The organism is Rhodococcus aetherivorans, from assembly GCF_025722975.1.
Classification (GTDB): Bacteria; Actinomycetota; Actinomycetes; order Mycobacteriales; family Mycobacteriaceae; genus Rhodococcus; species Rhodococcus aetherivorans.
Map to the genome: position 1 here is coordinate 225,595 of NZ_CP106984.1, position 18,335 is coordinate 243,929.

At 64.3% G+C, this 18,335-nt stretch carries 15 protein-coding genes and 1 pseudogene; 6 read left to right on the top strand and 10 right to left on the bottom strand.

Annotated features, from left to right (window positions below; translation table 11 throughout):
- Nucleotides 1-16: 16 nt before the first annotated feature.
- The 3 genes and pseudogenes from OCS65_RS29445 to OCS65_RS29455 all read left to right on the top strand — a co-directional run.
- Nucleotides 17-583: pseudogene (locus OCS65_RS29445) on the top strand (zinc-binding dehydrogenase); the annotation flags it as partial.
- Between the two features lie 247 nt (nt 584-830).
- A complete protein-coding gene (locus OCS65_RS29450) occupies nt 831-1,607 on the top strand; it encodes a VOC family protein (protein ID WP_263510560.1) in 777 nt (258 codons plus the stop codon).
- Nucleotides 1,608-2,063: 456 nt separating this feature from the next.
- Nucleotides 2,064-2,405 carry a hypothetical protein gene (locus tag OCS65_RS29455; RefSeq protein ID WP_139000147.1) on the top strand — a complete coding sequence of 114 codons (342 nt, stop codon included), beginning with the start codon at nt 2,064-2,066 and terminating at the stop codon, nt 2,403-2,405.
- A 216-nt stretch (nt 2,406-2,621) separates the two neighbouring features.
- Here the strand turns inward: OCS65_RS29455 and OCS65_RS29460 are convergent, their stop codons facing one another.
- From OCS65_RS29460 to OCS65_RS29475, 4 genes are all read right to left on the bottom strand, one after another.
- A complete protein-coding gene (locus tag OCS65_RS29460; protein ID WP_229583126.1) occupies nt 2,622-3,242 on the bottom strand; it encodes an Rv1733c family protein in 621 nt (206 codons plus the stop codon).
- On the bottom strand, nt 3,239-3,658 hold the full coding sequence (locus OCS65_RS29465) for a hypothetical protein (protein WP_229583124.1): 420 nt from the start codon (nt 3,656-3,658) through the stop codon (nt 3,239-3,241). Before OCS65_RS29465 ends, OCS65_RS29460 begins: the two co-directional genes overlap by 4 nt.
- 781 nt (nt 3,659-4,439) lie before the next feature.
- A complete protein-coding gene (locus OCS65_RS29470; protein WP_229583122.1) occupies nt 4,440-6,041 on the bottom strand; it encodes an MFS transporter in 1,602 nt (533 codons plus the stop codon).
- Nucleotides 6,042-6,986: 945 nt separating this feature from the next.
- A complete protein-coding gene (locus tag OCS65_RS29475) occupies nt 6,987-7,943 on the bottom strand; it encodes a phosphatidylserine/phosphatidylglycerophosphate/cardiolipin synthase family protein (RefSeq protein ID WP_263510562.1) in 957 nt (318 codons plus the stop codon).
- Nucleotides 7,944-8,950: 1,007 nt separating this feature from the next.
- On the opposite strand from OCS65_RS29475, the gene OCS65_RS29480 reads away from it, so the two are divergent.
- Both OCS65_RS29480 and OCS65_RS29490 read left to right on the top strand, forming a co-directional pair.
- Nucleotides 8,951-10,126, top strand: a complete 1,176-nt coding sequence (locus OCS65_RS29480) for an ATP-binding protein (protein WP_229583118.1) — start codon at nt 8,951-8,953, stop codon at nt 10,124-10,126.
- A 1,028-nt stretch (nt 10,127-11,154) separates the two neighbouring features.
- Nucleotides 11,155-11,691, top strand: coding sequence for a helicase associated domain-containing protein (locus OCS65_RS29490; RefSeq protein ID WP_263510563.1), 537 nt, complete (start codon nt 11,155-11,157; stop codon nt 11,689-11,691).
- A 36-nt stretch (nt 11,692-11,727) separates the two neighbouring features.
- Here OCS65_RS29490 and OCS65_RS29495 read toward each other — a convergent pair whose 3' ends face one another.
- The 5 genes from OCS65_RS29495 to OCS65_RS29515 form a co-directional block, all read right to left on the bottom strand.
- Nucleotides 11,728-12,102 carry a TetR-type transcription factor C-terminal domain-containing protein gene (locus tag OCS65_RS29495; RefSeq protein ID WP_263510564.1) on the bottom strand — a complete coding sequence of 125 codons (375 nt, stop codon included), beginning with the start codon at nt 12,100-12,102 and terminating at the stop codon, nt 11,728-11,730.
- A gap of 66 nt (nt 12,103-12,168) precedes the next feature.
- Nucleotides 12,169-12,549 carry a hypothetical protein gene (locus tag OCS65_RS29500; RefSeq protein ID WP_263510565.1) on the bottom strand — a complete coding sequence of 127 codons (381 nt, stop codon included), beginning with the start codon at nt 12,547-12,549 and terminating at the stop codon, nt 12,169-12,171.
- A 199-nt stretch (nt 12,550-12,748) separates the two neighbouring features.
- The gene (locus OCS65_RS29505) at nt 12,749-14,458 is read right to left on the bottom strand and encodes a tubulin-like doman-containing protein (protein ID WP_263510566.1); all 1,710 of its coding nucleotides are present in this window, start codon (nt 14,456-14,458) and stop codon (nt 12,749-12,751) included.
- A gap of 12 nt (nt 14,459-14,470) precedes the next feature.
- Nucleotides 14,471-14,788 carry a hypothetical protein gene (locus tag OCS65_RS29510; protein WP_094979951.1) on the bottom strand — a complete coding sequence of 106 codons (318 nt, stop codon included), beginning with the start codon at nt 14,786-14,788 and terminating at the stop codon, nt 14,471-14,473.
- Nucleotides 14,785-16,329 carry an FtsZ/tubulin family protein gene (locus tag OCS65_RS29515; RefSeq protein ID WP_094979952.1) on the bottom strand — a complete coding sequence of 515 codons (1,545 nt, stop codon included), beginning with the start codon at nt 16,327-16,329 and terminating at the stop codon, nt 14,785-14,787. The genes OCS65_RS29510 and OCS65_RS29515 overlap by 4 nt, the downstream gene beginning before the upstream one ends.
- A gap of 387 nt (nt 16,330-16,716) precedes the next feature.
- On the opposite strand from OCS65_RS29515, the gene OCS65_RS29520 reads away from it, so the two are divergent.
- The gene (locus OCS65_RS29520; protein WP_088899710.1) at nt 16,717-17,094 is read left to right on the top strand and encodes a MarR family transcriptional regulator; all 378 of its coding nucleotides are present in this window, start codon (nt 16,717-16,719) and stop codon (nt 17,092-17,094) included.
- 111 nt (nt 17,095-17,205) lie between these two features.
- On the opposite strand, the gene OCS65_RS29525 is transcribed toward OCS65_RS29520, so the two are convergent.
- Nucleotides 17,206-18,300: a substrate-binding domain-containing protein gene (locus OCS65_RS29525; protein WP_094979953.1), complete on the bottom strand. Its 1,095-nt coding sequence runs from the start codon at nt 18,298-18,300 to the stop codon at nt 17,206-17,208.
- Nucleotides 18,301-18,335 lie beyond the last annotated feature (35 nt).

Sequence of the window (18,335 nt, forward strand, 5' to 3'; positions counted from 1 at the left end):
TATCTCCGGGGGAACGCCCGTGTTCGCGGTGGACCCGGTTCCCGAGCGTCGGACGATGGCCGAACGCCATGGCATCCATACCGTGGACTCCACGGGCGAGGTGGCCGAGCAGTTGAAGGATCTCACCGGCGGCCGTGGCCCGAATGCTGTGATCGATGCGGTCGGGATGGAAGCCCACAGTTCCCCCATCGCGTGGGCGACCCACCAGGTGGTGGGTGCGCTGCCGTCCCCGCTGGGGCGTAAGGCGATGGAGCTGGCCGGGGTGGATCGGCTCGATGCGCTGTATACCGCGATCGACGCCGTGCGGCGCGGCGGGACGATCTCGATCAGCGGGGTCTACGGCGGCATGAAGGATCCGCTGCCGATGATGACGATGTTCGACAAGCAGCTGCAGCTGCGTATGGGTCAGTGCAATGTGCGGCGGTGGACCGAGGATTTGCTGCCGCTGGTCGACGATCCCTCGGATCCGCTGGGCGTGCTCGATCTCAAGACGCACACCGCGCCGCTGGATGAGGCGCCGGCGATGTACGAGAAGTTCCAGAAGAAGGAAGACGGCTGCATCAAGGTGGTTCTCAAGCCGTAGCGAGCCGTAGCCTCGGCCGGGCGGCGCCGCTTCGATCCCGTGGGATCGGGCTCGGACGGTCATGCCTCGACCGTGGTCCGGTGGTCATGGGCGCAGTGCGCCATCCAGTGGTGTGCTTGTGGTGAAATGCGGACCGAACGGGCGGTACCGACGGTTCGCGAAGCGCGACAATAAATCTCTGGCTCTGCCGTCGAATGTCGGTGCCGCGGGCTAGCGTCGAGTGTATCCACCCGGCGGAGGAGCAGCGATGAGCGCGGTCACCACGAATCAACCTCTCGGCACCCCCACCTGGATCGACCTGGGCATCCCGGATCTCGACCGGGCGATGGCTTTCTACGGGTCGGTCTTGGGTTGGGAGTTCGACATCGGTCCGGAGGAGTACGGCAGGTACACGATGTGTCTGCTCGGCGGCAAAAAGGTCGCCGCGCTGATGCCGAATCTGGACGAGAACGCGACGGAGTTCTGGTGGAACGTCTACCTGGCGACTGACGATGTCGATGCGACGGTCGCTCGGTCCGTGGACGCAGGCGGCACGCTGCTGATGGAGCCCACGGACATCGCCGACCAGGGTCGGATGGCGATGGTGCGGGATCCGTCCGGTGCGCAGTTCGGCCTGTGGCAGGGCCGGGCACGCGTCGGCTGCGAGCTCGTGAACGAGCCGAACACGTTGTTACGCAACGACTTGGTGACTCCGGCGCCCGGTCCGGCGCGGGAGTTCTACGCGGCGGTGTTCGACTTCACCCTGGACGGGAACGACGACCTGCCCGGCGTGGACTTCACCTTTCTGCGCAGACCGGATGGGCACGAGATCGGCGGCATCGTGGGTGACCCGTCCGCTGCGGCGTCCTCCTGGGGCACGCTCTTCCAGGTCGTCGATACCGACGCGGTGGTCGCCGCGGTCCGGGCCGGTGGGGGTAGCGCGGACGATCCGACGGATATGCCGTACGGGCGGACCGCGGAGGTCACCGATCCGTTCGGTGCGAAGTTCACGGTGGGTTCCCCGCTGCCGGGTGTACAGGGGTAGACGCTCGACGTCGGACTACCTGCCCATAAGTTGGACCGCTCCTGCGGTCGAAAACTCTTCGACGCAACATACCTTGCCCATGTGGATGAGGCCGAACAAGGGCGGATGCGTGGCTCGCTTGTCGCGGTGCGGCACAGTGCGCGGCCTCAGTCTCGTCCGGTGAGGAGGAGCCGATCTTGTGTGCTCGTGCTGACAGATCCGATGAAGACGACGTCACATGAGGGGTGTTACGCCCGGGATGAACGTGACGATGTACCCGTCGTGAGCCGACGACTACGACCGGACGGAGACGACCGGTATTCGGACATTGATCATCCTCGTCCGCGGGATAGGAGTGCGCCAATAGGTGTTGCCGTTGATCTTTCTGTGTCCGGGTTCTTTCACGCGTTGCCAGATTCGGCCCCGTCGATGTCGGTTGATGCGGTACCCGCCAGTGCAGTTGTCGCGGAGTTCGTGGTGTTCGTCGAACGTTATCTGCAGTGGCTCGATCGTGTCGACGTAGCCGAGGCGGCAGTTCGGGAGGCGGTGCGGGCAACCGGCGGCCAGGTCTACGCCGGCCGAAGTGACGGCCGGCGCGAGTGCGTGTTCTACGACATCGACAGCGGCGAGTTTCTGGGACAGCAGATCTGTCACCAGGACGGCAGGACCACATCGTCGGCGCAGTTGAGGTCGGTCGACAGCCCGGACGACTGTCTCTATGCCGATGCGCCTGTTTACGACGTGTCCGATCCACGGGGATTTATGAGATGGATCGACTCGCACCTGTCCGCCGAAATCGATGCGATCTTGACGCGGTGATCACCCTCCGCTGGGCTGATGTAACCAACCTGCGGCGAGGGACGTCAGGCGGTGTGTACTGCGACCGGTGTGTACTGCGACCGCGGTCTCGCGCTCGAACGAGAGCAGACGAAGTGATCCCGCGGTACGCATCACCGATCCGTCGACTCGGTGGCGGCTGGGGCAGACCCCGATGCGGTGTACACCTCGGTCGTTGGCGGTATCACCGTCGGTCGGTTACCCGACGGGCCACCCGGGGGTACGGTGCGCCCGCCTCCATTCACGTTCCCATTCCTGCAACCGGTGATACTCGTTGTACCGATGCGTGCAGTACCAGAACCCGACCCCGCCGACCAACGCGGCTGCCCACACGGTCAGCGCCGTGAGCACGGCCGTAGTTGCGCTGTCTCTCCCGCTGTGGGGAGCATCGACCGGAACGCCGCTGCGGTCCACCCACAGGTTGATCGTCGCGCCGGGCTGCGCATCGACAGGACGGCTCAACCGACCGATCTGGGTATGCCCGTCCACATTCCACCGCACCCACCGGAGTTCGATCTGGTCAACGGCAGGCGGGAGCAACTGGTCGGGCTCCGGCGCTACGGCATCGACGGGGGCGGTGTCCAGGACGGTTGCTTCGACCTGGCGGTGGGTGCGGATGTCCTGCCGGGCCTGCTCGACCAGCGTGCCGTAGGTGACAGTGCCGACTGTGGCCGCCAAAGGCACCATCATCACCACGAAGATGATCACCCCGAGAGCTACCGCCGACTCGAGCCGGTCGCGACGGCGCAACAGTGGGCTCCGGTGCCAGGGTGCGCGCCGCCACAATCTCACGGAGAACGACGGCCCGGTGGTCATCATCGGCTCGGTATCTCGCCGCGCCTCAGGGTCTTCTGTTCCAGGGCGCGGGCCTCGAGCTGCTCGAATTCGGCTGCGGTGATCGCCCCGGACTCGTGCAGCGCCTTCGCGTCGGCGATCTGATCGTCGGCGGATCCGCCGGTCACCTGCCGGATGTACTGGTCGGTGGCGTGCTGGGCGGCGAGTTGAGCCTCTCGGGCCCGGATGGCCATGTCCTGTCCACGCACGATCAGGTCGAGCAGTCGCTGCCGGGCGAGGCGTTCGCCCAGCTCAGGCAGATCCGGCGCCGGAATTCCTCGCAGGTCCGCAAAGCAGCCTGCAATCACCGCTTCGATCCGATACTTCGGGATGTGGCCCTCGAACTCGGCGGCAAGCCGAGCGGCGATCTCGTTGTCGGGTGTGGCGCGCACAGTGCTCATCTCGTGTTCTGCGTTCTCTGGTCGCCGAAATCGAGGAAGACGGTGTGACCGTGTTCGATCGCCCCGTCACCGGTCTCGGGGCGCGGATCAGCGCTGTTGGTCCGGGCCCGATGGCGGTGAATCGACTTGTTCGTGCCCGAATCGGTGTAACAACTCTGCCGACTCCGCTGTGATCACTATCCTGCGAGGGGCGTCGCACAAGGTCCGCCGCTCGATCGGTCCCCCAGCATCGATGTCATCGACACGGTCAACTTCCCACACCGGGCGCTTATCGCCCTCTGTTGCCGAATTGTGCGCCTGCTCAGTCGGACACCGCAACATATTCGATAAATTTGCCTCTCCGATTCAGCGACGGCCCGGGGGCCTGAGCATGATTGAGGGGTACCGGACCACACGATGGTCTCGCCTGCTGCTGGCTGCGTCGCGGGCCCTGCCTTGCCCGGTCCATCCACCTGTCCGCCGGTGGCGGATGTCGTGACGCGGGGCACTGACCTTCGTGTCTATCTCGGGGTCGCGGTGGTGAGCGTCGCCGACGGGATCATCCCGGCCCCACCGCAATCTGTCGCGTGCGATGTACCTGTCGCCGCTCGTGACTGTGACTCGACACCGGAATGCTGAAGATCTTGTTGCACAACGTATCGATCGTGGCAACGCACCGTATTCAGACGTTGCTCTGCCCGGACACGAGCCGCGGTTCGGGAGCGTGACTCGGTGTCGCATGTCCACGCCTCGCGCACGAGTTTCCTTCCACGCCAGCGCCGGGTGCAGTTCGGAAGCGGTGTCAGAGCAGTCCGGCCGCGGCTCCCGGCGCCGCGGGTGGAGCGTCGGGTTGACGCATCATCCGGAAGGAGTTGAGCAGGCCGAGCAGTCCGGCGAGGATGGGCACGAGCAGCGCGGCCTGCAGCGCGATAGGCCGGGCGTCTGTGTTGATGCGGATGATCTCGTCGCGGATCTCGGGTGGCTGATCGGTGAGCAGTGCCTCGAGTTGGGTATTGCTCATGACTTCGGCGTCCTCCTCGAGGACCTGTGCGATGTGTTGCTGGTCCTCGGGTGGCAGGACGGTGCTCGACTGCGTCATGGCGGTGAACGTGAGTGACAAGGTGGCCAGCATGACGGCCCCGGCGAAGGCCAGTCCGAACGACAGTCCGAACGACCCGGCCGCGGAATTGGTGCCCGCAGCCTCGCTGACCCGCTCTTCCGATATCGGGGCGAGGGTGTAGTTGTTCAGTTGCGAAACGAGCAGCCCCAGTCCGGCGCCGGCGACGACGAGCGGTGCCAGCAGCGCCCATCCGAAGTCCGCGCGGGGTACCAGCGGGAGGAGCACGGCGACGCCGACGGTGACGAGCACGAACCCCCACCGGATGATGACTGCGGGGCGGCGGTTACCCGCCTTGTTCCCTGCGAGCAGAGCGACGGTGAACATGCTCAGCGACAATGGTGCGAGTGAGAGACCGGCCTGCATGGCGTTGTACTCGAGCACCATCTGCAGGTAGATGGGCAGGGCGATCATGGTGCCGCCCAGCGCGATCTGCTGGAGCATCTGCCCGGTGACACCGAGCCGGAACACCTTCGACCGGAACAGGTCCGGGTCCAGCAGGGCGGGTTCGCCGCGCCGTGCGCGGCGGATCAGCCAGTACGTGAGAGCGGTGAGCGCGGCGGCGCCGGTGAGCAACAGTGCCGCGACCGCGTCGCCGCCCTCCTGCCACACCAGGATTCCCAGCACGATCCCACCCATGCCGACGACCGACAGCACGGCTCCGATCGGGTCCACGCCGCGTGGGCCGGTGTACGGCACGTCCCGGACGAGTCCGATGCCGGCCAGCACCACCGCGATGATCACTACTTCCAGGGCGAACCCGACTCGCCACGACAGGTAGGTGGTGACGAAGCCGCCGAGTAGTGGGCCGACGGCGGCGGCGATCGCGGCGGCCGCGCCGACGAGGGCGTAGACCTTCTTCTGCGCGGCGCCGTGGAAGTTGCCGTGTACCAGTGATTGCATGGCAGGCAGCAGCAGTGATGCGCCGATCCCGCCGACCACTGCCCACAGGAGGATCACCACGGTCAGTCCTTGCGCGAGGGTCATCGCCGCCGCGCCCGTGGCGTAGCCGAGCAGTCCCAGCACGTAGGCGCGTTTGCGGCCGATCAGGTCACCGACCTTGCTGCCGATCAGGATGAACGCCGCCGACACCAGTGCTTCGAGCGCGATGGCGGACTGCACACCGCTGACGGTGGTGTCGAGGTCGCGCACCACCGCCGAGATCGACACGTTCATCAGCGAGGTGTCGACGACAAGCACGAACATCGCCATCGCGAGAAGGATGGCGAGCACCCGATTCCGGCCGGAGAGCTTGCCTTCTTCGGCGGAAGAGATCCCGTCGGTCATGGCAGATCCACCACCTCACCGTTGTGCACCGGCGGCGATCCGGTCGGCCAACCTGTGCTCATCCGACGATAGGCCTGTCGAGCACCTCTCACACCGGGAAGTCGACGGCGCAGCACAGCGCACGGTAGATCGTGGCTGCACCTGCACTTGGACCTTCTGTCGCGTGCGGCCGCCGGCACCGCGCGGTCGGTCTGTAGGTCCGCTGCGGCATCGCACACGGTATGTCTGTCGATGTGCCCTCGACCAGGCAATCGGTGACGCGGGGTTCGCCGAGCACGTGATCTGATCTGCTGGACGCCCGAGTAGCACATACCGACTTCCTCACCGTCGGGCGCACAAGCGCGGTGCGTTATCCGGCGACCCTCGGCTGGATGCACATTTCAGCGATCTCGACCGCATACGTTGCACGTCCGGGAATGCGACGTGATCGCGAGAGTCGTGGCGACCACGGAGATCGGGACGGTCATCACGTAGTCCGCCGGGAGTGCCGATGCGGTGATCAGGGCGGTTCTTGTCACCGAAGTTGTCGGTGTTGGCGACGAACGCTCCGCCACCGGTACACGTGCTGCTCGACCGCGACGCGTGTCGGCCGACGGCACCGTCCGTGGACGATGAAGTGGTCAGGGTCCACCGAATACTCAGTTGGCCGGGGACGGGCGTTGTGATTGTCCGGCCCGATTGTTAGGTGGGGTTCCGGGATTCGGACAGTTACCGAGCCGAGGCTTGGTTCAGGATGATCGGTGTAGACAGTGCTTCCCCCGCACCGCGACGGTGTCCCGGTGAGGATGTAGCGACCTGGCTCCGGCGCATGATCTCGCTCGATCATCGGTCGTACTGGGGTGCTTCTGCGGCAACGACAACGGCGGCGTTTCGCCGCATCGCGCGCAGCACCCGAACCATCCAGGTGTGGCGCACCGTCCCCCCGGGGTGGTGCGGAGGGGAATGTCAGAGATTCCACAACCGCAGCAATGCGGCGCGCAGGCTCGGGGAGATGACACGGTGATCGTTGTGCAAGCGAGGGTTCGGGTGGCCGTGCTCGGCGAGGCTTCGCGCGGCGTCCGCTATTGAGATGGGGTCGAGGTCGGTGCGAACGCGTAGCCGGTAGGCCACCGCAGAGCGGGCGTGGGGGATGCGGTGCGGGCCGGTGGCGACGACGGCCGGCGGATGTAGCCGGGTGTCGTCGTCGCTGATGCGGAGGATGACGTCGCCGGGTTGCAGGCGGGTGCGGTGGTCGGGGCCGGGAGTGCTCTGGCGTATCCATGTGGTGTGGTAGCGCGGGTCCGGCCGGTTCCCACTGGAGGAGGTTGCGGCCCATAATGTTTCGTCGTCATCGGTGGGGGTGTAGTCGCTGAGGTGCCGCAGGAACATCCGGCGCACGGGGGTAGGAAGGAAATCGTGACCGGTGCGGGTGCGGCTGCCGATCCCTACCAGGGGCACCACTCGTCCGATCTGCCAGATCGCGGTGGCACTGTCGAGGAACACCTCGTCGACCACGACGGTGTCGGCGAGATCGTCGAGGAAGGTGTGTGCGGCGCCGATGGCGTCGGGGTCATCGGTGATCAGTGCGGTTTCGTCGGCCACGGTGGAGCTGATCGAGGCGCTGGCCGGACCGACGATCACCCGGTTGCCGGTGATGATCAGGCCGGTGTGCAGGTTCGGAGTCGACAGCACGCGCACTCCGGCGTTGAGGAAGTGGGCGAGGGCGGTGGGGGAGGTGGCGTGCGCGCGGACGGCGGGGCGGGCGGCGTTGACGATGAGTTGGTCCCCGGCGCGCAGAGGTAGCAGATCGGGGGCGGTGTGGTCGAGGTAGGCGATGGCGACACGGTGGGGACCGGGGCCGCGGCCGCGGAGGGCGGCGGTGATGTGCGGCCAGGGGTGGGGTGCGTGCAGGGTCGTACCCATGGTCGGCACGGTAGCGAAGGATGACGCGATGCACGGGTAGATGACGAGCCCCGTGTGTCCTGGCGCGGTGCGGGGTCGAGTTCTGCGGGTGCGACGTTACTGCCGGATCGGTGTGTTGTTTCGGGGGCGAGGGGCTGCGTCGGAGGATTCGTTCGTGCGGATGACAAGTCTTCTATGACGGTGGGGGCGGTTGCGACACTGAGGTGCCGCAGTGCCCTGATAGGGAGCAGGGGGCTCGTATAGGGCACTGCGGCCCCTCGTTTTGCCCTACGGCGTCGGCGTAGCGGGAAGGACCTGAGTGATGGTCTGCATAAGGAACGGTGAAGGTCCGTCACCGATCTCCGGCTGACGTGTGGTGGGCAGTGAAGATAGATATGTTGGGGTGGCGGTCGTGCTCGTTCCCCCCTGCCGAGTACGACCGCTCTCTCTTGTTCGACGGTCTGGGTTGCCGTCCGGGGGGCGGTCTGTGGCATACAGGTCTATCCGCCCGGTCGCCGCAGTCCGGGCGGTGAAGTGCTCGTCTCGTCCATCGCTCTTATCGTTACTGGACGGGGTGCGATCGCCGGTGGACTGGGTGTGTTCGGTGGCGATGCGGCTCGTTGTGGTGGGGGTACTCGAGGTGCTGCCGAAGGGGAATCGAAACCAGATCTGGGCTGCGATCGATGTGCTGGAATGCTGCGTGACTGTGGATTCGGATCCGAGCCGAGCCGGAGCCCTGGGTGAACTTCGGCTCCGTCCGCAATCAGGGGCATTCTCATCGCCGCCGACCTCGCTCCGGTCGAGCCAGGCGACGAGTTTGAGCGCTGTATATCCAGGCACGGTCGGGATCCGGATGGCTCCGGCGGTAGGCACTGCTGCGCGAGATCTCGCAGATCCGTGAGGCGATCCGCGCCCTCCGGGAGGGCGTCCAGGAGCGTGCCGAGCTGATGTCAGCTCGTGAATCGGGGACATCGGGGACTTTATGGGAAAGTATGGGAAAAAGTCCATATCTCTCTATACTGTTCCATATGGATCTGGAACTGAACCCCTTCAAGCCCGGGTCAGGGTTGCGGCCTCCCGCGCTGGAAGGTCGGGACAAACAGATCGGGGCGTTCGACTTGCTCGTCGCGCGAAGCAAACGACGCAACTACGACCGGGGCATGGTCCTGTCCGGCCTGCGTGGAGTCGGTAAGACGACCTTGTTGAACACTCTCGCCGAACACGCCGACCGGGAGGGTTGGCTGACTATCGGCATCGAAGCACGACCCAACGCTGCCGGTACCGCTGCTGTGCGCGCCAAACTGGGCCAGGAACTGACTGTCGGCTTGCGCCGATACAGCCGCAAGCACAAGATCCAGAAGCTCATCGATCCCCTGATCGAGCTGGCCCGCGGATTCTCCGTCGAAATCGGCCTCGGGCCGGCCACCGTCAATGTCGGCACCTCTCAACCCGCGGCTTCGAGCGGCGACATCGACCTCGACATCGAGGAACTCGTCGAAGCGATCACCGCCGCACTCAAACCTCGGGGCAGCGCCTTCGGCCTGTTCATCGACGAAATGCAGGACCTCGACGCGGACCTGCTCTCGGCGCTGTTGACCGTCCAACACCGGGCCAGCCAACGCGAATGGCCGTTTTTCCTCATCGGTGCCGGCCTTCCCAACCTGCCTGCCATCCTGGCCGAGAACCGCTCCTACGCCGAACGTCAGTTCCTCTACAGCACAGTCGGTCCCCTCGACAGAGACGCCGCCGCCGATGCGCTGAGGATCCCCGTTCGTCAACACGGAGGTGACTTCACCGACGACGCGCTCGAAGTGCTCGTCACCGCCAGCGGCGGCTACCCGTACTTCCTGCAGGAGTATGGCAAGGCCATCTGGAACCTCGCACCGGAGGCACCGTTTCAGACAGAAGATGCAGAACTTGCCGTCGAGGTCGGGCGGCGCCACCTCGATGAAGGTTTCTTTCCTTCCCGGTGGAATCGGGCTACGGACAGGGAACGCCGCTATCTGACGGCCATCGCCGCCACCGGTGAAGATGCACCTCGGTCGGGCAAGGTGGCCGAACTGATGGGGGTGACCACCAGCGGTGTCAGCGACGTCCGCGAATCCGCGATCAAGAAGGGCCTGATCTGGGCGCCCGAGCACGGTCGGATCGCGTTCACCGTGCCCGGCATGGCGGATTTCATTCGGCGCCAACCCACTGCCTGACCCGTACGCCCGGCTGCAGAACTGGGACACCCACCGTCGTTTGTTGTGAAAGTTGCGTCATCACAACAGCACAGCGAACGGCAGGAGCAGTCATCAAGCGCACGACCGTCGGTGGAGACGAACAAGACGCCGTCACCCGCGTGAGCCGCCGGGTCACCAACTGCAAGCCTGGAAACGTCACGCCGATAAAGGAACGCGCCCACCGCCGGGAACGTCGAACAATACATCAACGACTCGAAGATCGACTCGCGGTACGAGAGCGCCCTGGTCATCCAGGCGCAGGACTTCTTCCGGAAGATCGCCTGCGATCGCGGTGTGGCACGCATCCACGCCGCCGGCGAGATCAGGAAGTTCGTCGACTCGGATTCAGCCGACGGGCGTCGCAAGCCCGAGCATGTCCTGCGGGCCATCGTGTTCGAGGACGCAACGTTGCGGTCATCGCGTGCGCCGTGGGCCATGTCCATCCGCGAGCGATGCTGTCGTGGTTCAAAGCTTGGGCGCCGTCAATACCGACCATCGTGCACAGTACGGGGACGCGTTCGACGAGTTGCGCGGCTGCTCGCTGGAGAGTTCGGGGGCGGATCGTGGTCGATGTCGAGTTCTGTTCGCCTGCACGTGTGCGCGCTCGGTGATCTTTCCTGATGGACAGAGACTTTGATAAAGAAGCACTAGGGGATTGGGGTACAGAACTGGGTGAGCGGTGTGGGGTTGGTGAATCAGCACAGGCACCAGGGATTCCGGTCGTTGGGAAGAAGAGTGGTCGGCGTCGCGGTCGTCGACGTGGCTTTGCGTGGTTTATTTGATGCGAGCCTGGTCTCGATGGCCCACGCGGGTGCGGATGGTGCCCACACGCTGGCAGCGCCGATCTGTAGTCGACTTGGGGGCTGCGCCTGGGTGTGGGTGTAGGGGCGGGCGGTTTGGCGCTCGGTGGCGTTGAGTTGCCTACGTCAACGGCAGACAAGCTCGGCAGGTCGCTCATCCTGCCGCCAAGGGGTGTGAGCGGCAGTTTCGGTGGGCATACTGAACCCATGCGAATGCCGGATTGCGCAGCTCCCCACGCTCGTCGAGGACTTCGACGCACCGCCGCCTTGTCGCCGGCGGTGCGTCGCTACCACAAGCATGCGAACAACACCGACAGGGCGTCACATGTTTTGGCCGAGGATGGATTTCACCTCGGACGCTGGGCGGACCGGCACCGCATCGCCCGTGCCCTCGGTATCCTTCCCGCAGATCGCGAGGCCGAGCTCGACGCGATCGGATTCGACTGGAAAGCCCCTCGTCCCGCGGGTTTCGACAGCAAGCATCGCCGAATGTTGCTCGAGATCGCTGCCTACCGCGAAAAGCACGGTACCGGAGAGATTCCGAGCACCTACCTCTCCGACGAGGGTGAGCCCGTAGGGGAGTGGCTCTACCGCAAGGTCCGCAAGTGGCGCGACGGTCAGCTCCCGGCCGACGAGCAAGCTGTCCTCGAACTTCTCGGCATCTCACCGACTCCTCGGCCGCGCGGACCACGCACCGCCAGGCGAGGGCCTTCTACCCGGCAGTCTGCAGCCTTGGCGCACTGAACACCCTGATCCGGCATCGGTGCGGTAGGGGCGGATTCAGTGGTGGCGCCGTTCCATATGAATCCGACCAACGACACCAGCGTTCCAAATAGTGTGCATCTCGTAGGCTACAAACCTACGAAACGCACACGCGAGATGCACATGCCTCCCTGTGGGTGGTTGATGGTCGAGGTTGTCGCCTTGAACGATGCGCACTGCCATCTCGACGAGATCATCGGCAACCTGTGCCGCTTCGTTGCCCTCGTGATGCCACCGGGCAATCGAGTTGAGCATGCTGATCGTGCCCAGCTCGGCTGTCCGCGCATCGGCGGTACGAAACGTTCGGACGGTGATGCCGGCATCAACCACCTCGATGAGTTTTGTGCGGACGCGTCGGGTGGCGAACGAAGTGTGTGCGGTATCGAATGTCAAAGTGGAGTGACTGCGCGGGAGTTCATCTCGAGACGCTGAGTGGGTCGGGTGGGTGCACGCGATGCTCTAGTGACTTCCTTCCGGAGTGGTCTGGCCGAAAGACAGATATTCTTCGAGATCGGCCAGGAGATTGGGGATATCGGCACTGGTCAATTCTGTTCCGGAGGCCGCTTCAGAGACTGTCTTTCCGCATACGGCCACAGCCATATGTACGATCTTCAAACCCTCTGGCATGTAGTTGAGATGCTGTGCAAGCTGTTCCCAGCTGGGCAGATGGCAGGTGGCGGAGTTGTCGTAGGAAGCGGTGAACAGCTCGGTCAGGGCCGATACTCGCCGGTCGTATTCCTTCCCTCGATGCCGAAAAATGGCAGGACGTGAAACCATGTGCTGGATGACCTGAATCGCTACGCGTTCTGCGCGCAGGGCATCCCCGGACTCTTGCGCCACCGATTCCCGTATCGAATAGTGGGTAGCACGTACCCTCCGTATCCATTGTGAGAACATCGTCGACCAGTGCGCGTGAGAATCCGTAGCCACCGATTCGTCGTTTCTTGCGCCCGGTGCGTCGAGACGGAGTACTGCTGTGGCAGCAGCGACTCCGTCTCGACGCATGTTCCTACACGATTGCTGTGATCTGATGGTCAGGTCACGGCGTCGGCACGACGGTGGGAACGACCTCAGCCATCACCTCACGAGTGTGGTCGACGGCCGTGCGGGGCACGTCCTTACCGTAGAACGACAACGCTGCGATGCGCGTGTTCCAACCGGGGGCACCGGGAAGGGCCTGGCCCATCATTCCCTCGAACTGCTCGGACGGTTCCGACAGAACGATTCCCAGCTCCAGAAGCGAGGAACTCAACGCGACCCGGTTGGGCTCCGGGGTCGTGTCGTACAGCTTCTTCGCCTCATCGAACGCGGTCAGGTCGGTCTTCGCCACCCCGGGGATGATGACGTTGGTGTACAGGGTCAGCGCGTCGAAGAACTCGCTCTCGGTCGTATAGAGATAGCCGTCCTCGCCGGGTAGCAGGTACTGGGACAGCACGTCTTCTAGCTGCTTCTGGAGTGTGCCATTCCACTTGCCGCGGGCGGAATACGTGTGGGCCTCGATGTGATCGGTCTTGAAGCCGTCCTTCAGGCCCATCCACTTCGGCAGGTAGCCCACCCAGTCGCTGATAGCGCTGCGCCACTTGCTCATCGGTTCGCCGGGCACGACTTCGACGCCGGGATGCATGAGCTTGGCTACGTTGAAGATGGTGAAGTTGCGGGCCCCGAAGCTCACCGTCTCGTGCGGGGCGCCGGTGAAGCCGGCGGGACGCAGGACGCGGAAGATCTCTCGGCCGTAGTCGTGGACGACATAGCGGGCGAACGAGTCGTCGACGAACTTGTTGGTGACATGCAGTGCCTGTTGTCGGCGGATTTCGGGCCGCACACCCTTTTTGATGGTGGTGTAGCGGAACAGCCGCTCCCAGGACTGCTCCTGCGGCAGCGCCAAGAACCCACCGGTGAACGGGTTCTTGTACATGTCACCCCAGATCGCGGTGATCTTGTCGTTCTTCGACTCGTCGAGCATGCAGTCGATCTCGTTGAGTGTGGTGTACACCGACGCGCCGCGCCGGTACTCCGGATCCCCGGAGCACGGCAGGAAACCGACGCCGATGACAGGCACCCGACGGCCCAGTGCCCCGGTGGTCAGATGGCGGGCGAGGTCGACGACGATGCCGCTGCCGGTGCCACCACCGACGCCGAAGGCCACGAAGACCAGGCACGGCAGCCCTGTGTCGTCGATGCTCGAGGCGAATTCACGCAGTGCCTGATACGCAGGCCGGTCGCCTTCGTAGTAGGCGCGGTTGTAGATCGCCTTGGCCACCGAGCGGGATACGTGTTCGTCGGTCGAGGGCACCTCGAGCTGAGCTTCGTAGTGCTTGTCCGGGTTCGGCATGGCCGTGTCGGGTGCGATCCAGTTGACGGTGGGAGAGGAGTCGGCGCCGCTCCACTCGAAACGGGGGAACTCCCGTCCGAGGTATTCGGGGATCCGCGAGACCGAGGACATCAGATCCTCGGCGGTGGGGACCTCCAGGTTCAACGTCTTGATCTGCGCCCTGTCCGTGGGAATGCCGCGGCTTTCCAGGCGCTCGCGGAAGGAGGCGGCGTACTGCTGCATCTGGCGCATGTCGCCGTCACCGATGTCGACGGCCAACGCCGTGAACCGAGCGCGGGGGTCTTCGAGGAGATCTTCGATCTCGCCCGTGCGGAGGAATGCGTCGATCAGCTGGGCACCTGCTTTGCCGAGACCGACGACGTTGATGCAGTGAGGCGCCTGCTTACCGGTGGCGCTGTGGTACAGCGATAGTGCCATTGAGGTGTCTTCCTAGTCGAGGTATCCGAGGTCCTTCAGGACCGTGGCTGCCACAGTGGGACGTTCGTCGGCGACGAGGGTCCGGTACTTGTCGATGAACTGATTGGCGTTGCGCGAGATCAAGCCCTCGTTGACGAGGGCGACTCCTCGCTGGAGGTTGGCTCGATTGAGCTCGGCGGTCCACAGGCGGTGCTTGACGTAGATCTTGTCGGCGTCGGCGCCGCTGACCGTGATGGCTGCGCCGCCGGGCAGTGTCTCGACTGCGGCGCCGTCGCGGTATTTCTCGACGACGTGGTCCCAGTCGAGTTCCTGGACAGAAGACGAGGTCATGACGCCACCATCGCTTCCTCGGGTACTTCACCGCGGATGGCGGCGTGGGGCACCACGACCCAGCACGCGCACCCGAGCAGGCACTCGCCGCCGACGCCTTCGAAACGCGTGGACGGCTCGCACAGCAGGACACCGAGGTCGAGCAGCCAGGCGTGCCGCATCAGTTTCTCTTCCCAGCCGAGCTGGTCGTAACGGTCGCGGGAAGGGACGAACGAGGCCAGGTCGAGTTTGCTCAGCCGCGGTACGAACGCGACGACGGCGTTATCGCCGGTGGCGTCGAAGGCGAGCTGTGAGGGGCCGACCTGTGGGGCGAGTGTCTCGGTCAGTGCCTTGGCCGAGACCTCGACTGCTGAGGGGTCGGCCCCGAAGGAGCGGATTTCGGCGAATTCCGGTGTCGCGCCGGAGCGCAGCTCCCCGGTGATCAGTGGGTTGCCGGCCTCGACACCGACTGCCAGCAGGTTGATCCATTTGTCGGTCTGATCACCGCGGGTGGCCGGGTGCCACGCGTCGGCGGGAACGTTCATCCAGTTCAGAGCTTTGATCGACTCGTAGAGATGCGTGCCGCCGTCCCGGAGGACGAACTCGGCGACACCGGTGTCGATCTTACGGTGTGCCTCGTCGAGACTGTTGGAGGTGGCTATCACCGCGTTCTGGGGGATGGCGAAGAAGCCCGCTGTGAACGGGTTCTTGTACAGATCGCCCCAGACGGTCATGACGCCGTTGTTTTTGACGGCATCGACCATGCAGTCCAGTTCGTTGATGGCCACGAATGCGCGGCCGTCCTTGAGCTCGTCCGGGTCGGCGTCGGCCGGCAGTACGCCGAGGCCGAGCACCAGGGCGCGGCGACCGAGGCGGATGTTGGACAGGTGTCGGGCCAGTTCCACGACGATGCCGCTTCCGGTGCCGCCGACCATGGAGAAGGCGACGATCACCAGCGGGGTTTCCGAGCTGTTCAGCACTCCTTCGGCGAACTCGTCGAGCGCGTCGGCGACTTCGCCGCCGGTGTAGTACTCGACACCGTAGATGCCCTTGGATACTGCGCGGGGGAAGTGCTCACCGGCGCCCGGGACCTCCAGGTCGCTCGGCAGCCAGGGCTCGTAGTTCGGGTTCCAGTAGTAGCGCGGATACTCGTTCTTGAGGAATTCGCGGTACCGGCGAAGGCCGGCGAACAGGTTGCTGTTGTCGAGTGCCGGCAGGTCGACCGTGCGTACTGTGACGCGCGCGTCGGTGGTGTCGGCCGCGGCTCGAACTCCGGCCAGTTCGGTATCTCCGATGTCGATCGCCAGGCCGGTGAAGTTCGTGGTCCCGGCGGTGGCGACACCGCCTTCGGAGTACTGCTTCACCAGTGCTTCGACGATGTTCGCCCCGGTCTTTCCGATGCCGACGGTGTGGATCGAGAACGGGCCTTCGTGCTCACCGATGCGGTGGACGTTGTCGGTGATGAGTGCTTCGAGTCGAACCTTGTCTGTGGCGTAGCCTGCCGATTCGCTATCACATGCGGTGTGGCTGTGCCCGTGGTCGTGTGAATGTAGCCCTGACATTCGTGATTCCTTTCAAACGGTCCATATACCAGGCTCAGAGCGTGGTTGTCCCGTGATGCGCTTCGATGAGCGACGGCATATGCACTGGTCAGATACGTATTGCTGATCTGCAGCACGCAAGTGTAGAGACTACGACAGATACTGTCATTGTAAAGTAATTCTGTGAAAAATCCGTGTAACGATCTTGGTAAGGGTGATTTTCGGTGGGTGCGGTTGTCCCGCAGGGGGTATGGGTTACCCTGCAATGGGGTAGGTTTTCCAGTTCTTTCCCGTTCCACAGATCGGTACGACCAGAGAGGATCGGCCTTGCCTGACGCGGACGTGTCACACGGAAGTGCTCGGATCTCGGGGGATGCGTGTTCCCTGGTCGGGGGTTCGCTCGCAGCGGTGTCGCGTGCACTGAGCCGGCAGGTCGATCATGCGCTGAACGATCTCGACTTGACGGCCGACACCTGTTATCTGCTCGATCTGATCGTGCAGCACGACGGTATTGCCATGAACGATCTTGCACGCCGGCTTGCCATCCCGGCTCCGACGTTGACCAAGCTGGTCGATCGCCTGGCGTCGAAAGCGTTGGTGTTCAGGCTCGTCGATCACACCGATCGTCGTCGGACGCTGGTTCATGCCTCGCTTCGCGGCAGTGAGGTCCACGCCACCGCGTCGCAGCGGGCGCGCGAGATCGAAGCCCGGTTCATGGCCGAGCTGGGATGGTCGGATGCACAGCTGAACGCGCTGCAGGCGTTGAACGCACCGGAGGACCACTAACGTACGCCTCGTACGACTGCTGTCCTGGGTTCCGTTCTGGCTGGAGTACTTCCGAGCGCCGTGCCGATCGCCGTGGTGTGTTTCGCCTTGCCGTGCGGGTGTGACCGCCAGTCAGACGACCTCAGCGACACGAGCGTCGATATCGAAGTCCAATCCGTCTGCGTGTGCGATGTAGACATCCTGAGCCAAGTGATTGTCGACGAAACGCACCATCCCACGAGGACTTTCATAGTCGATCGGAATGGTGTCCGCGGTGTGGACGAGTGCACCGACGTCGAGTGCTTTGGCCTGGTGTGCCAGCTTGTCGAGCAAAGAGATGCCCTCGTAACAGGATTCGCCCGGTGATGCCAACGGGGGCGCCGACATCCCGTGCATGCCGAAGTAACTGTTCGCGAAGTCCATGCTGTGGCCGGTTGCAAGAGATTCGAAATACCCTGAGGCAGAGTAGAACTCGAGAGCGTTTTCGGCTCCGGTGGCGAGAAGCATGTTCTCGTCCATGAGTGGACTCAACCGCACGATGTCCCGGTGCAGTCCCCGTTCACCGAATGCCCGGTTGAACCGGACCGCGTCCTGTCCTAGAAGTAGCACCAGGACCCCGTCGACGGAGGAGGTCTCGATTGCGTCGAGCACGTCATCGAAGTTCGATGCGCCGAGGGGCAGGAACCGCGCGCCGGCCAGGACGATCTCGGCGCTCGTGGTGGAGTGGGTCCCGTCGACGCATCTGTCGATGATCTGCGACAGGGTCTCGTGGGGCCAGACGTAGTCGCTGCCGACGACGTACCAGCGGCGGACCTTGTGGTGGGTTGCCATCCAGTTCAGGGCGGGAACGACTTGTTTGTCGGGTATCTCGCCGGTGAGGAATACCCCGGGTGTGGACTCTCCGCCTTCGTAGAGGGCGGTGTAGATGTAGGGGATCTGGCCCCCTATCGCGGCTGCTACCCGGAGTCGGACCGCCGAGGTGTGCCAGCCGACGACCGCGTCGATCGCCTGCTCGTGGCACAGAGTCCGGACACGGTTGGCCACCGTGACCGGCTCTGTGCCACCGTCGATGGTCGACACCACAACTTCGCGTCCCAGGATTCCTCCCCGGGAGTTGATCTCTTCGACTGCCAGTTGGGCGCTTGCTGCGCACGATGGGCCGAAGATTCCCGAGGGACCACTTTCGGGAATCACCAAGCCGATCTTGATCTGATCCGCGCGGGACATGCGCGTTCCTCCACCGGTGAGAAGCGGCGTTCTGG